General features: G+C 35.5%; 14 protein-coding genes. 10 read left to right on the forward strand and 4 right to left on the reverse strand.

The window, feature by feature from the left end; genetic code table 11:
* Window positions 1-8 precede the first annotated feature (8 nt).
* The 5 genes from ACY45D_RS16690 to ACY45D_RS16710 all read left to right on the forward strand — a co-directional run bounded on the left by ACY45D_RS16690 (window position 9) and on the right by ACY45D_RS16710 (window position 4,172).
* Window positions 9-473, forward strand: coding sequence for a hotdog fold domain-containing protein (locus ACY45D_RS16690; protein WP_463107711.1), 465 nt, complete (start codon window positions 9-11; stop codon window positions 471-473).
* A gap of 1,080 nt (window positions 474-1,553) precedes the next feature.
* Window positions 1,554-1,718, forward strand: coding sequence for a YhhA family cyclophane-containing RiPP (gene yhhA / locus ACY45D_RS16695; protein ID WP_463107712.1), 165 nt, complete (start codon window positions 1,554-1,556; stop codon window positions 1,716-1,718).
* A 2-nt stretch (window positions 1,719-1,720) separates the two neighbouring features.
* Complete coding sequence (gene yhhB, locus ACY45D_RS16700; protein ID WP_463107713.1) at window positions 1,721-2,845, forward strand: cyclophane-forming radical SAM/SPASM peptide maturase YhhB; 1,125 nt, start codon at window positions 1,721-1,723, stop codon at window positions 2,843-2,845.
* Window positions 2,842-3,426: a cyclophane-containing peptide 2OG-Fe(II) oxygenase YhhC gene (gene yhhC / locus ACY45D_RS16705; RefSeq protein WP_463107714.1), complete on the forward strand. Its 585-nt coding sequence runs from the start codon at window positions 2,842-2,844 to the stop codon at window positions 3,424-3,426. Before yhhB ends, yhhC begins: the two co-directional genes overlap by 4 nt.
* 5 nt (window positions 3,427-3,431) lie before the next feature.
* Entirely contained in the window at window positions 3,432-4,172 is a 741-nt protein-coding gene (locus tag ACY45D_RS16710; protein WP_463107715.1) for an aKG-HExxH-type peptide beta-hydroxylase, read from the forward strand.
* A 199-nt stretch (window positions 4,173-4,371) separates the two neighbouring features.
* Here the strand turns inward: ACY45D_RS16710 and ssb are convergent, their stop codons facing one another.
* From ssb to ACY45D_RS16725, 3 genes are all read right to left on the reverse strand, one after another.
* Window positions 4,372-4,950 (reverse strand): single-stranded DNA-binding protein, encoded by a 579-nt coding sequence (gene ssb, locus ACY45D_RS16715; RefSeq protein ID WP_463107716.1) that lies wholly within the window; start codon window positions 4,948-4,950, stop codon window positions 4,372-4,374.
* Window positions 4,951-5,001: 51 nt separating this feature from the next.
* The gene (locus tag ACY45D_RS16720) at window positions 5,002-6,366 is read right to left on the reverse strand and encodes an MFS transporter (protein WP_463107717.1); all 1,365 of its coding nucleotides are present in this window, start codon (window positions 6,364-6,366) and stop codon (window positions 5,002-5,004) included.
* A 138-nt stretch (window positions 6,367-6,504) separates the two neighbouring features.
* Window positions 6,505-7,590, reverse strand: a complete 1,086-nt coding sequence (locus ACY45D_RS16725; RefSeq protein ID WP_463107718.1) for a DUF475 domain-containing protein — start codon at window positions 7,588-7,590, stop codon at window positions 6,505-6,507.
* Between the two features lie 348 nt (window positions 7,591-7,938).
* On the opposite strand from ACY45D_RS16725, the gene tenA reads away from it, so the two are divergent.
* Window positions 7,939-8,610 carry a thiaminase II gene (gene tenA / locus ACY45D_RS16730; protein ID WP_463107719.1) on the forward strand — a complete coding sequence of 224 codons (672 nt, stop codon included), beginning with the start codon at window positions 7,939-7,941 and terminating at the stop codon, window positions 8,608-8,610.
* Window positions 8,611-8,897: 287 nt separating this feature from the next.
* Here the strand turns inward: tenA and ACY45D_RS16735 are convergent, their stop codons facing one another.
* Window positions 8,898-9,863, reverse strand: coding sequence for a hypothetical protein (locus tag ACY45D_RS16735; protein WP_463107720.1), 966 nt, complete (start codon window positions 9,861-9,863; stop codon window positions 8,898-8,900).
* Between the two features lie 681 nt (window positions 9,864-10,544).
* Here ACY45D_RS16735 and mdtD point away from each other — a divergent pair.
* The 4 genes from mdtD (at window position 10,545) to creB (ending at window position 15,379) form a co-directional block, all read left to right on the forward strand.
* Complete coding sequence (gene mdtD, locus ACY45D_RS16740) at window positions 10,545-11,939, forward strand: multidrug transporter subunit MdtD (RefSeq protein ID WP_463107721.1); 1,395 nt, start codon at window positions 10,545-10,547, stop codon at window positions 11,937-11,939.
* Window positions 11,940-12,014: 75 nt separating this feature from the next.
* Window positions 12,015-12,779, forward strand: coding sequence for a glycoside hydrolase family 25 protein (locus tag ACY45D_RS16745; protein ID WP_463107722.1), 765 nt, complete (start codon window positions 12,015-12,017; stop codon window positions 12,777-12,779).
* Window positions 12,780-13,179: 400 nt separating this feature from the next.
* Window positions 13,180-14,235, forward strand: a complete 1,056-nt coding sequence (gene dinB / locus ACY45D_RS16750; protein ID WP_463107723.1) for a DNA polymerase IV — start codon at window positions 13,180-13,182, stop codon at window positions 14,233-14,235.
* A gap of 427 nt (window positions 14,236-14,662) precedes the next feature.
* Window positions 14,663-15,379, forward strand: coding sequence for a two-component system response regulator CreB (gene creB, locus ACY45D_RS16755; RefSeq protein WP_463107724.1), 717 nt, complete (start codon window positions 14,663-14,665; stop codon window positions 15,377-15,379).
* Window positions 15,380-15,381 lie beyond the last annotated feature (2 nt).

Genomic DNA, 15,381 nt, shown 5'->3' on the forward strand with positions numbered 1-15,381 from the left:
AAAGAAAAATGAGCCAAGCACTCAAACTATGGAACAGCTTTAAAAATAAGCCTGCAGGAAAATGGACATATTCAAAATTACTGTGTTTAAAAGCACCTTATTTCAGTAGTATTTCTCCTGTATTTGAGGAACTTAGACCGAATTATTGTGAAATCAAAATTAAAAAACATCGTGCTGTTTTAAACCATATTGGCACTGTTCATGCGATTGCTATGTGTAATATGGCTGAACTGGCAGGTGGAACCATGACAGATGTGACTGTTCCTTCAACACATCGCTGGATTCCAAAAGGCATGACCGTAGAATATCTTAAAAAGGCTGAAACTGATTTAGTTGCTATTGCCAAGCCCGCTGAGGAAAATTTTAAATGGAGCCAAGGTAGTGATTATCTCGTGAATGTTGAAGTACGAGATACTGCGAATAATATCGTTTTTAAAGCTGTGATCACGATGTGGGTTTCAGCTAAGAAATAATCCACAACAAATAAAAAACCCTCTATTTTATAGAGGGTTGGGATGATGATTGATTCTTTTTAATCAATTAAAACGGCAGTCCATATATGTTAAAATAAATATTATAATTCATATGTTTATCTTGTTAATTTAATTTTTTGTAAAGTTAAATAAAATTTTATAGAGCTTCATTCTATTTTCTAAGTCACTTTTAACTTTACAAAATTAACTTTATTAGTGGCAGTCCAACCTTCTGCAAATAGTTCATCAATTTCCCCCAAATAAGGCTAACATTTCCTTCTTAAGACTATGGCAGCATCTTCACATATAGATTGATCCCAATAGTAATAGGGCTTACCTTTAATCTTTCAACAATCGTGGTTTTAAAACATGGAACGTCTCTTACGGGTCCATCACCAAAATGTGGATGGCATATAACACTATCATCTTTTAGAATTTTACTAAAAATAAGATAATGATCATCATAAGAAAACTTAGCATATTCAGAAATAGCTCCATAGTCATAAGCATCATGGAATATAAAATCATATCCCTTTTCTGGAAGATCAGTTAATCGCCAATCTCCTAAAGTTGCTACGACTCCACTCTTATCTTGGGAAAATACAAGTAAATCTTTAAAAATATTAGCTTCTATTTCAACTATATGGTGTTTCGTAGGTAGAAGATGCTTTTGAATTAAATTACTAGAAATTCCAAGACCAAACCCTATTTCTAAAATAGAATTCGCTCAAAGATTTAATTTTTCCAAAATAATAAATATTTTTTAAAATAATCCTCCTCAGTACGAGACATTATGATTTCATTATTCCAAACAAAAAATCCTTGTTTTTTATATCAGATTTCATATTAATGCAGAAAATTATTCATAAAATATATATTATTCATGAAGATATAACCTATATGTATTCTATAAAATTTCTGTATAAATTTGATACAATCTATTTTAAAAAATATATTTAATTAAATTTCAATCACTTAAATATAAAGTAAAAAAAATAAAAAACTATAACCTATTTATTTTATTTGTTTTTTTAAAATTCTATTTTATAATTAGAGCAATAATTAAACGAGTGTACTTCAATGCAACCAATTACACAGTCAACAGTAAACGCTCACGACATCAAGCAACCAGCTTTAAATAGTGTCGTGTTACAAAGACTCATTAAAGAAGTAAAGATGGAAAAAGAACAAATGTCATGTGTTGGTGGTAACTATGACCGAGTTCATAATCGACATAATCGCTAAGAATGTTCAATTCCTTAGACACTCTGTTAATCAAGGTTGCCAGCAGATGTAACCTTGATTGCAGTTATTGTTACGTATATCAAGGACAAGATCAAAATTGGGTTGATCAACCAAAAAGAATCAGTACAGAAACAATTGATTCAATTTGCAAAAGTATAGATCAAGTTATCACGTTCCAAAATAAAGGCTTCGCAGTTGTATTACATGGCGGTGAGCCGTTGTTATTAGGTTCTGTAAAACTAGAAGAAATACTCTCAAAGTTACGTATAGTTTTACCTAATTATGAAAAGTATCCGATAGCTATCCAAACAAATGGAATACTTTTAAATGATGAAATAATTGAAATCTGTAGTCATTATAAAACCAGCATTTCTGTAAGTTTAGATGGTGTAAAGAAATCAAATGATATTGCTCGATTCACACATGATGGGCAAAGCTCATTTCAAAAAGTTATAAATGGAATTGATAAATTAATTGCCCATCCTGATAAAGATTTTTTATTTTCAGGAACATTATCTGTAATTCAGCCGACTACATCACCTATCGAAAATTATGAATACTTAAAAAGTATCGGTAGTAAAAGTATTGATGTTCTTTTACAAGATGGAAACCATACGTACTTACCAAAAAATAAAGAAAATTTTGAAAGTTTAGAATACGGTACGTGGTTAGGAGAATTATTAGAGCACTATCTGAACGATCCTAATCCAGTTCCGATTCGCTTCTTTGATGATTTAATAAAAATAATTCTTGGAGGAAATCCAGATAAAGAAGGAAAGGGAGAAAATTTTTATGGGATCCTAGTAATTGAGACTAATGGTGATATCCGTAAAAATGACACATTAAGGGCAACTTTTAATGGTGCTGATTACTTTGAGAATAGCCCAAATATTAATGTACTTAATGCCTTATTAGATATTCTAAGATCTAATGAATATAAAGAAGCATCTAAAATTCAAAAGCCAACATGCGAAGAATGTATAAAGTGTGAAATAAATTTCATTTGTGGTGGCGGAATGCCTTTATCAAGATGGAGTAAAGAGAAAAAATTCGACAACCCATCCATTTACTGTCAAGATCATAAATACTATATTTATAAACTATTAGATTTAATGGAAATTAAATGATAAACCTTCCAAAAGATATACCTTTAGAGATATATCCTTATAAACATTTCTTTTCTAATTATTCTATTGATGAATATTTAAAAAATAGCATACAAAATTGGTTACTACATGATGCACAATGGAACTTAGTAAAAGCTAGCTTTTATACACAGTATGAATTTAGTTTAAAAGATGCTGAACTACCCGACTTCTTGAAATTTATAATCTCAACTGAATATCTTTCAGGCTTGAAAACAAGAATGGAGAATATTTATAAAATAGACTTACTCGATAATATTGATGTAGTAGCTCATAAATTGACAAAAGGTCATGTCATAAAAATACATAATGATTTTCTAAATGAAGATACTATAAAAGAGAGTCACAGATTACTTATGCATTTCAACTCGAATTGGGATGTTGAGAATGGTGGTTTATGCATGATCTTCACTAACAATGATGCATCATCAATACATAATATAGTTGTCCCTATAGGAAATTTACTACAAAGCTTTGAAATATCAGAAAATTCATACCATGCTGTAAGTGAAATTTATTCAAAAAATAGACTTACTATTATTTTTACTTTTTATTCAAGATAAATTTTATGTATAATTGTTTATATCCGACTAAAGAGAATATTTTAGATTTATTAGATAGCGATATACACTATAAAAACTACAATACTTTTGATTATATAAATAACTTAAATAATAAAAATGAAGATTTATGTATACTCCAAAAACTACCAGATTATATGTCTAATACTTGGTCAGATATTGGTATTAATCTTGATCAAAGATATGATATCGAAAAGTCAATGTTACAAATTAAAGATGCTTTTGAATACATTTCTAAATATGATAATGACTATATGGGTTTTTATACAAAGTCTTTAGTTAAATCGATTCATTTGTTAAAAACTGATAATGATTATAATGATACCAGTTTTAGCGATCCAAATTTACCGTATACAATTTTTATCAATTTGCCAGATATTCACCTAAAAAATTGGATTGAAAGAACTGTAGAAAATTTAATTCATGAAACCATGCATTTGCAACTATCTTTATTAGAAAAAAAATATGATTTCTATCTTTTAACAGATAAAAAAATATATTCTCCTTGGAAATATGAACCTCGAAATAATAAAGGAATACTGCATGCTATTTATGTTTTTTGGCATTTAAAAAAGTTCTGGGAAAAAGTTTCCAGTTCAGAAAAAAATTCATTTTCAAAACAACGTATAGAAGAAATTCAGGAACAATTAAATCTAATAAGTATCGAAAAGCTATCAAGCTTTTATTCTAATGATGGATTAAAGCTTTTAAATATCTGTTGTATTTAGTTTTATAAAGCGCGGATTCAAAAGTTAAGTGCAACCCATTACAAATGTGTTGCACTTCGCTTTTGAAGCTACGAAATAAAAAATAGCTTCTCTTATTTACAAAATAAAAGAAGCTATTTTTCTATTTAAGTATTTAATTTTAAATAAATTTAAAATAATAAAACCTTAACCAACTTAACAGATTAAATCTATATATGATTCAAAACGGTAAATCATCATCTAGATCAGCTGGTGCAGCTGCTGGGGTCGGCGCTTGTTGCGGCTTAGGAGATTGGAAACCCTGATTGACATTGTTTCCGCCATTGCCATAACCACCTTGGTTGCCTTGATTATAGCCACCTTGGCTCCCGCCCTGATTTCCATAACCACCTTGTTGTTGGTTATTGTTAAAACGTGGTTGGTTATAACCACCGCCGTCACCACCTTCACCGCCTTGCTGACGATTATTTGAATCTAACATTTGCATTTGCTCACCACGGATTTCTGTGGTGTAACGCTCTTGACCGCTTTGGTCTGTCCATTGACGAGTACGCAAAGAACCCTCAATATAGACTTTTGAGCCTTTACGTAAATATTGCTGCGCAATTTCACCTAAACGGTTATGTAATACAATACGGTGCCACTCGGTTTGTTCTTTTCTTTCGCCCGAATTTTTATCTGTCCAAGATTCACTTGTCGCAATTGAAAACTGCGTTAAAGAGCCCCCATTTGGGAAAGTTTTGGTTTCAGGATCACGACCTAAAGTACCGACTAAAATGACTTTATTTACACCACGCATCAGACGTTATCTTCCTATTCAATTCTATGTTTTACTTTATAAGAGTTATGTTTAAATGGCTACCTCTTTACCCAACAAGTGCGTTAAATGTTGTCGCGCAGCATCATTTATCTGCTGTTTATCGACTTTAACATAAGCAACCTGTTGTTCAGACATCACCACGACCTCTTCAATACCATGAATTGCCAATAACTGAGAAGTCCAATCATCGGTTTGTTTATTCTCAGGCAATCGCAATACGATGGATGTCAAATAGCGTGGTTGAGCCAGTCCAAAACTTATGAACAGCCAAATTATAGCAAGTGCTGATAAAACACTCCAACCCATTGCCGTATTATTAAGTAAAATTAATTGTCCGCCTAAAGTTCCACCAAAAAATGCACCCAAAAATTGTGCACTTGCATTCACACCCATTGCCGTAGCTTTAGATTGAATCGGTGCGGCTTTGGATAACCATGATGGCAGTAAAGCTTCCATCACATTAAAGGCTATAAAAAATAAACCGAGTCCTAACAACAAGATATATTTAGACTCATAACCAAAAATCAGAATAACCAGTCCAGCGATGATTCCAGCAATCGCAGTCAGGAAAATACTGCGCATTTTGCGATATTTTTCCGCAAGGATAATGCTAGGAAAAGCAAAGAACAAACTAATGAGCAACAAAGGCAAATACACCACACCATGTTTAGACAATGGAATCCCAGCAAAATCAATCAGCTGTGAAGGTACATAAACAAACATAGCGGTCAGTAATAAATGTAATGAAAATACTGAAACGTGTAAGCGATTCAAGTCACCCATTTTCAAAACTTGTTTAAGCTGATTTAAATAACCTTGTTGATAATTTTTATGGTGTCGTGTAGTTTTCGGGACGAGAAATAACATCAGAATAGCCAACAATCCCATGATCGTTGTCACCCAAAATAATCCTGAAATCCCCACCAATGTCGTGAGCCAAGGCCCTAAACTAAATGCAACTACGAAGGATAAACCAATACTCATTCCCATGACTGCCATGGCTTTAGTACGTTGTTCTTCACGTGTCACATCTGCCAATAATGCCATCACGACTGCGGATACGGCGCCTGCACCTGCAATTGCACGACCAATAATCACACCGTAAATCGTCTCAGACATGGCAGCAACAGCACCACCTAAAGCAAATAGCAATAAGCCGAAAACGATCAAAGGTTTACGATTAAAACGATCTGCCCATAAGCTAAAAGGAATTTGTAATAAAGCTTGGCTTAAACCATAGATACCCACAGCTAAACCGATCAATGCTGGAGTGGCATATTGATATGACTGTCCTGCAACAGCAAAGACAGGAATGATCATGAACAAACCCAACATACGTAAAGCAAAAATACTGCTTAATGCAAAAGTCGATCGGCGTTCTAAAGAATTCATCATATCTATTGGCTTATCAAAACTGGCGAGCTATTCATCGCACACATCATCGCATATTGCGACAACTTTGTGGAAACATTGAGTATAAAAAAGGACGCTTTTAAAGCGCCCCCTATTGTAATCGTTTTTCTTAAAAAAGGATTAATGCTGTTGTTCCATTCGTTTGTTATATTGAATCGAAGCAATAATTGCCCAAACGATAAATGCAACACCAATCAAACCTGTAACAACTTCAGGGATATGTAAGCCTGTACCACTTGCCAACATAATAAAAGCTAAAGCACCAATCGCATAATGTGCACCATGCTCAAGGTAGATATATGCATCTAGAGTCCCTTTATCGACTAAGTAAATAGTCATTGAACGTACGAACATTGCACCAATTGCAAGACCAAGCATGATGATCACGACATCTGAAGTAATCGCAAAAGCACCAATCACACCATCAAAACTAAAAGAAGCATCTAAAACTTCAAGGTAAATAAAGCCTCCAATACCTGCTTTAATCACGCCTGTCGGTGCACCACTTGCATCATGGCCAATCGTATTGCCATCTTCATCGACTTCAGGCTCACCACCGAGTAAATGACTCAGCACTTGCACTCCAATATAAATGACAATGCCCCAAATACCAGCCATTGTCACAACTAAACGTTTTGCTTCATCCACATTCGCTGCCATGATCAATAAACCAATCAATGCGAGAAAAACAGACATTGCAGGAACATTGGCTAAGTTTGCTAAACGTTTTTCTAACCACTTAAACCAGTGTGTATCTTTGCCTTCATCCAAAAAGAAGTTTAAAAATACTAACAATAAGAATGAACCACCAAATGCCGCAATTTCAGCATGATGTGCAATCAATCGTGCTGAATAATCAATCGGATCATTCAAGGCCATTTGAATCACTTCTAACATGCCCATATCAGCAGTGACAGCAACAATTACAATTGGGAAAACCAAGCGCATGCCAAATACGGCGATCAGAATACCTACTGTTAAGAAAATCATTTTCCAGAAATGATCCCAATTGCGTAGTACCGATGCATTGACCACCGCATTGTCAAATGAAAGTGATACTTCCATCACCGCAAGAATTGCAGTAATGGTTAATGCAGATAACATCGCTTGAAATCCTGCATTTGGGCCATGTGTAAAGCCCCAATATGCAGAAATTGCCAAACACACAATTGTAAAAAAGATTGAGAAACCAAAATGTTTCATCATGACACGTGACCTACAGAAATTATAGTTCCCCTCTTTTCTAAAGAGGAGTTAGGGGAGATTCTCAGATGCGTAACGACTAAATTACACTTAACTGATCAGCATCACCTACAAAAAATGGATTTACATCAGAAATAGTGAGAATAAAAACTGAATTTTTAATGCGGATATTATGACGACTTTTTCACTATTCGCCAAAGTTGTTTGTTTTATTTTTATGAAGACGGACTGAAAAATATCATATGCAAATCCCTAAGACAGCGTAGAACTGCTATAGTTTTGCAAATCAACAACCTCGTTAATATTTAATCATTTTTAATTCTAAATTTAGAATTTTTGTAGGAAAATGACATGAGCTTTTCTCAAGACGTTTGGCAACGCAACCTTGCTTTATATCAAAAAACTTTAGCCCTACCGTTTAACCAAGAGCTTGCCAATGGTTCTTTAAGTCGTGAAGCGTTTTGCCATTACGTGATTCAAGATGCACACTATTTGGTGGCTTATGGACGTGCACTTGCGATATGTGGTGCTAAAGCCTATGAAGCAGATGACATTATCCAGTTCACTCAAGGCGCTAAAGAAGCCATTGTTGTTGAACGTAGTTTGCATGATGGTTTTATGAAAGGTTTTGGAATCAGTAAGGCTGATTTTGAAAATACGCCTTTAACATTGGCATGCCATCATTACACCTCTTTTTTAACGGCAACAGCTTGGTCTGAAAGTTACCCTGTTGTGTTAGCGTCTTTATTACCTTGTTTCTGGATTTATGCAGAAGTGGGTAAAGATATTGTCAGTCAATCTATAGCCAACAATCCCTATCAAGCTTGGGTCGATACCTATTCAGGTGAAGAGTTTAACGAAGCTGTACGCAATGTTTTAATCACCATTGACCGTATTGCTGAACGTTGTGATGCAGATACGCTTGAAAAAATGCATAAGGCTTATACCAAAGGCGCTGAATTGGAATGGTTATTTTGGGACAGCGCTTATCATCAAAGACAATGGTTGGGTTTAGACCAATAGAATAAAGTTCTGAGATTTATGAATTAAGCGTTTTTAATACTTTCCTTTGTAAAGCCAATACCTCAACATTTTCAATAGGTAGTAACAGTAATGCTGATCAGTTAAGCCTTTTTAAATCCTCAATAGTTCCCCTCTTTCTTAAAGAGGGGTTAGGGGAGATTTTTAGATGAGTAACGACTAAATTACGCTTAACTGACTGGTAGTAACAGGGCTATACAAGGGATGTAAATGCTAATTCAAGAATCTAATCAGGTCGAAAACACATCATCATTTCTAAACCAACAACACTAGCCTTCAATCACACGATAAAGCCAAGGCAAAGCCGTTGCCAAAAGAATACTGACAGCTAAACCAAGCATCAATTTCATTGCATCCTTACTGACATTTCGTGAAGTTCGGTATTTATTAACTTCATTCAAATGCATCGCCATGGCAAACTCACGCCCTGCAAGTAAACCTAAGAATACCCAAGTGGTACTCATTGGAATATTACTCATCTCTTTAAATACCAAAAGAATCAGCGCATACATGAAATCAATAATGGTGGCCGAACGTACATCTTGCACCCCAGTTTTGGTATCAATAATATTTTGAATTGCTCCACCACGTTGGTAAAAAACCACACCAAGCAGAGTGATAAAGACAGCGATAGCAAACAGCATAAACCAAAATGGTACAACACGTGGCACATATACAAAGATGTTTGCCAAGTCTTGAATGAGCCATTGACTCCATAAAAAACCTGTTGCAACCCATTGGATTGCAATCCAAATTCTTGGAGGTGGATGATGGCGTGTTTTACTGAAATAGATGGTGACTTTTTTAACAACAAAACGATAGATAATAATTGCGACAACAAATGCAACGGCATAACCTAGCATCGATTTGGTCAGCATTGCACTTAAACTGCTGGGCGAAAAGATTGTAAGTACAAGGAATGTGGTACTTACAGGGATACCAAAACGTGTTAAAAATAAAAGAATTAGTGGCGGAACGACATATAACCAAGTCATTCCTTCTTTTGGAAAAGGAATGGTTTCTAAACGCCCATACGAGGCATCACCTACACCAGACACCCACCAACCATATAACAAAACAACCGTTAAAATCGTACTGGTATAAATCCAGAGAATCCACCATGGTCGGTGTGCATTGGAAGAAATAAATGTCCCTAAAGTTTGCGGGACATCATTTCCAACAATCGAATAAGCCGCTAGACAAAAGCCGATGATCATTAGAATATCAATGCTCATGTGCTAAACCTCTATTTAGATACATGGTTAGATGTATAGTCAGACGCATAAAAAACAGTCTTCTTTATGATAAATGTCTGTGAGATTATGACATTTTTATGAATTTTCAAAACTTTTAATTTTTCAAATTGTATAGAAAATAAAACATCTAAGACTAAAATTTTCTTATAAATGACTGAATATATTTATACCCGATGTTATGCAGCGATAATTCAAAAAATGTTTTTTAACTTGCTTCATAACGATTAATTGATACACGGAAACGTCATCCGCTATTGTTTGAGGCAGGACTACATTTGAATGAGAATGTTTTTGCGATGAGTGTGATTAATAAATGGTATTGAACGAGTTCAGCGGATGACAATGGTTTTGCCTACTTTTTCCGAAAGAAAAGTAGGTCGAGCCGAAGGCTTAACTCTAAATATAAACTTTAAATGTAAGACTCTGCTAAATGCTTTATTTTTTAACGTTAAGATCATGCATACCTTTTCAAATAAATAATATCAGCTTATATCACTCACTTTTATCTGATCAATCACCTCACATTCGCTTATTTCAAAACTGAGCGCAATCCATCTACATAAATAAATGAATAATAGATCTGAATAATAACAACGATTTCCTACAGAATTCACAACATGAATGCTTTAAAATATTCACAAAATCTTGCATTTGAAAAATATGACTGCAGCCACGCCATCACATCAAAAATTACAGCCTCAGTTTTATCTGTTGGTGTTTTTGGTTTCGATTGGCTTTTTTATGCAAGGCTTAGACACCACCATTATCAACACGGCATTGCCTGCAATCGCAAACAGCTTGCATGAAAATCCGTTACGTATGCATGGCGTGGTGATCAGTTATGTGCTTTCTGTCGCTGCATGTATTCCACTCAGTGGTTGGTTAGCCGATCGTTTTGGCGTCAGAAATACCTTTTTTACAGCGATTATTATTTTTACCTTAGCCTCACTAGGCTGCGCACTTTCCAATAGTTTTAATAGCTTGATTGCTTTTCGAGTACTGCAAGGTATCGGTGGCGCATTGCTGCTGCCTGTAGGGCGTTTAGCTATGCTTAAACTGATTCCTCGTGAACAGTTTTTATCTGCAATGAGTCTCATGAGTTTGGCTGGGTTGATGGGACCATTGATCGGCCCAACACTCGGCGGATGGCTTGTTGAAATTGCATCATGGCACTGGATCTTCCTGATCAATTTACCCATTGGGCTTTTGGGTATGTTAGTCACCTTTAAAGCCATGCCAAATACCACTGAACCTACAGTAAAAAAATTCGATTTCAGTGGGTTTATTTTATTGGTCATTGCTATGGTTGGAATGGCTTTGGGCATTGAAAATATTGCCAGTCGTGACGTCTCAAAGGGTTTCAGTATTGGATTATTGCTGGCAGGGCTCATTGCCACATTGGTCTACGCCTATCATGCACATACGCATCAAAATGCATTATTTCGTAGCAGCTTATTTAGAAATAAAATTTATACCATTGGCGTTTTAGGAAATTTCTTTGCTCGTTTTGGTAGCAATGCGATTCCTTTTATTTTACCACTGATGTTGCAAGTGGCTTTTAAAATGGAACCCTTGATGACTGGAATCATGCTCACACCAATGGTTTTAGGATCGTTATTTTCCAAACCCATTATTCGACCGATTATTTCCAAAATCGGCTATCGCAGAATATTGTTAATCAATACATTCTTGGTTGGCGCATGTATTGCCAGTTTTGCATTGACCACAGCAGATACCCCAACATGGTTAAGAGCCGTACATTTCTTTATTTTTGGGACACTGAATTCATTGCAGTTTGTAACTATGAATACCTTTACCCTCAAAGACCTTCCTCAACAAGATGCCAGTAGTGGTAACAGCTTCTTGTCGATGATTATGATGCTTTCGATGAGTATCGGAGTTGCCTTAGCAGGTGCATTGCTTAATCTGTTTACGGCGTATTTTGGAGAAGAGCACATCACTCAGGCTTTCCACACCACACTCATCTGTTTAGGTGCAATCAATATCATCACTGCATTGATCTTTTATCAGATTCCAAAAAACCAAGCCATATAACATTTACACCTGCTTCGTCATAGTTTTGAGATACAGATCACGTTAAACTAGCCTCATTCTGATAGATAAAAACCCATGCCAAAACGATCTATGAAAAAACAACGACAATTTACCCGCTATGGTTCGATATTTGCCATCGCGTTATTGTGCGGCGTGATCAGCATCAGTTTGGCCATTTTCTATCATAACTCCGCCTCTGCCGAAACTTACCCCATCAAAGGTTTTGATATATCTCACCATCAAGGTGTGATTGATTGGAAAAAAATCTCTCCTCAGCAGTATCAATTTGTTTATCTGAAAGCCACCGAAGGCGGTGATTATCAAGATGATCAATTTCAAAATTATTGGATGGAAGCACGTGAACGAGGCATGCATGTCGGTGCTTATCATTTTTATCGTTTATGTCGTGAAGGGAAAATACAAGCACAGAATTTTATTGAAACTGTTCCAAATAAATCCAACGCCTTACCGCCTGTAATTGATTTGGAATATGACAGCAATTGCATCAACACCTTTACCAAAGAGCAATTATTAAAACAAATCAAAATCATGCATGATGAATTACATCATCATTATGCGAAACAACCGATTTTCTATACCTCTAAAAATTTTTATAACATTATTTTAGTTGGTGAATTTCAGAACACACCGATTTGGATTCGTGAATATAAAGAACAACCTGATTTAAAAGATGGACGTGCATGGACATTTTGGCAACAAACCAACCAAGGCTCAATTCAAGGCATTCGCAAATCAGTCGATTTAAATGTTTTCCATGGCAATGCAGAGGAATGGAAAACATTTTTAGAAGAAAATCAGATTACTCAGCCTGAAAAATGAATTTTATATCAGTCAATATTATTAACTTGGTGACTAACTGCTTTTGCTTTTTTCATAAGTTGATCATACTTGGTATTGCTACCGTGTTAGGCGGCATGGATGCCGCCGTTGGTCAAGGGCGATAGGGATATCCCCTTTGACCAACAAAGGATTTTGGTTACTTTGATCCTTCAAAGTAACAAATGCCTGCACAAGTTAATTTGAACCTTTCATTATAATTTGGGGCAGTGTAAGCCATTAAAAAATTTAACTACCTTTTGTAGAATGGTATGTAAGTTATTTAAAAATAGTTTATATAGACACAATCTGTCGCAGAGAATAAACAAAATTAAAATAAATAAATTGAACTAAATCATGATCGGTTAGAATAGTCCTACAGCGTTTTAACACTGTGTGTTTCATGAGAAAAATCATTCATATTGATATGGATGCATTCTATGCATCTGTGGAGCTCCGTGAGCGTCCCGACTTAAAACATTTACCTGTGGTGATTTCTTCACATCATCCACGGGCAGTGATTGCTGCTGCCTCCTACCCTGCACGTGAGTTTGGATTACGCTCTGCAATGTCTATGTCACAAGCCAAAAAACGTTGCCCTCAAGTCGTGGTGATTGAACCAAATTTTGAAAAATATCGTGAAGTATCCCGTCAAATTCATGAAATTTTTCAGCACTATACAGCGACCATTGAGCCATTATCTTTAGATGAAGCATTTCTTGATGTCACTGAAAATTTACAAAATATTCCCAGTGCAACTGAAGTCGCGGAACGTATCCGAGCCGATATTTTTAATACAACAGGATTAACAGCCTCAGCGGGCGTTGCACCCAATAAATTTCTAGCAAAAGTTGCCTCCGATTGGCATAAACCGAATGGAATCTGCATCATTAAACCCAGTCAGGTACAACATTTCATCCATGATCTACCGTTAAAGAAAATTCCTGGTGTAGGCAAAGTCACACAAGAAAAATTAAAAAGTTTAAACCTTGAAACTTTGGGCGATTTACAGAAAGTTGAAGAAAATATACTGATTCATCATTTTGGGAAATACGGTAAGCAACTGTTTTTATATGCCCAAGGGATTGATGATCGACCTGTGCAAGCTGAACGGCAAAGACAGCAGATTTCGAACGAAACCACTTTTGATGATGATTTAAGTATCACGCAATGTTCTCCTTATTGGGACAAGTTGATTGAACGTGTCTGGCTCAGTTTACAAAAAAAGCACATGCAGGCGCGTGGCGTAAACGTCAAACTTAAACTCAAAAACTTCCAAGTTTTACAACACAGTAAAAGCTTTAAACAGCCTTTAAATTCACAACAAGAAATGGTTCAAGTGATCAAAATTTTATTAGTGGAAATGCAGATTCCTGAACACTTTCAATTTCGATTGATTGGTGTGGGTTTGTATCAATTGTCAGAACAACAAGATGAAGCACAATTATCGTTATGGTAAATCCAGCTTAATATCAAATAGAAATACACTTAAACCTGATTCTAAATAGAAAATTTACCGTGAAATCACTTTGCTTAATTTTCAGCCAAAAGAACTGAGTTTGCTTAAATATTTACCAACATCGCACAAAATTGGAGTAATCTACTCGGCGCAATACATTATCCATGTATCTGCTGAGAGATCAAAAGTTACCAATACTTTTGCTCTGCTGTCCTGTGATTGGCGTGACGATCAAATCCGAATATTACAGGGCGCTCAGAATATTCACATGGTTACCCTTCTCTGCAATAGATTCGTTTTAACCTCGCTCACAACACAAAATTTTTAATTCAATCACTCAGTTCATCTAAACTTCACATAAAATTCATTCGCCTAAAAAAAAGAATTTCAGTACACTCAAAATGATCAAATGAACATTTAAAGACAGATGAATAATAAAAAACAGATTCTATGTATTGAAGATGATGCCGCGATTCTGATGCCCTTACGTTATGCACTAGAACGAGAAGAATGGCAGGTGACTTGGGCCAATACTGGTACTCAAGCCATTGAATTTATTCAACAGCAACCTTACGATTTTATTATTTTAGACATCGGCCTGCCCGATATAAATGGCTTTGATGTCTGTAAAAAAATTCGCCTGTTTAACCACACGCCACTGCTGTTTTTAACTGCACGAGATGATGAAATTGACCGCATTATCGGCTTAGAAATTGGGGCAGATGATTACTGCACTAAGCCTTTTAGTTCACGTGAAATTGTCTCGCGTATTAAAGCGATTTGGCGCAGGATGGAAATCCAAAACCAACTGCAAACCACTCAACCCCGTATTGATCCACAACCTACTCCCTCTAAAGCTTGGCAATGTATTGATGAGTCACTACAAATTCATTATCACGGTACAGCATTGCAACTTACTCGTTATGAATATCGTCTATTGAAGCTGTTAATCGATCATCCTGAACAAGTCTTTAGTCGCCAACAATTGATGGATCATATTTGGGAACATCCTGAACATAGTTTAGAACGTACAGTAGATACACATATCAAAAGTTTAAGGCAAAAACTCAAACAGATTTCAGCAGAATATGATCCGATTATGACCCATCGTGGTTTCGGTTATAGCCTAAAACGGATCGTGTAAAA

The sequence above is a fragment of the Acinetobacter sp. BZX-2 genome, from assembly GCF_055179795.1.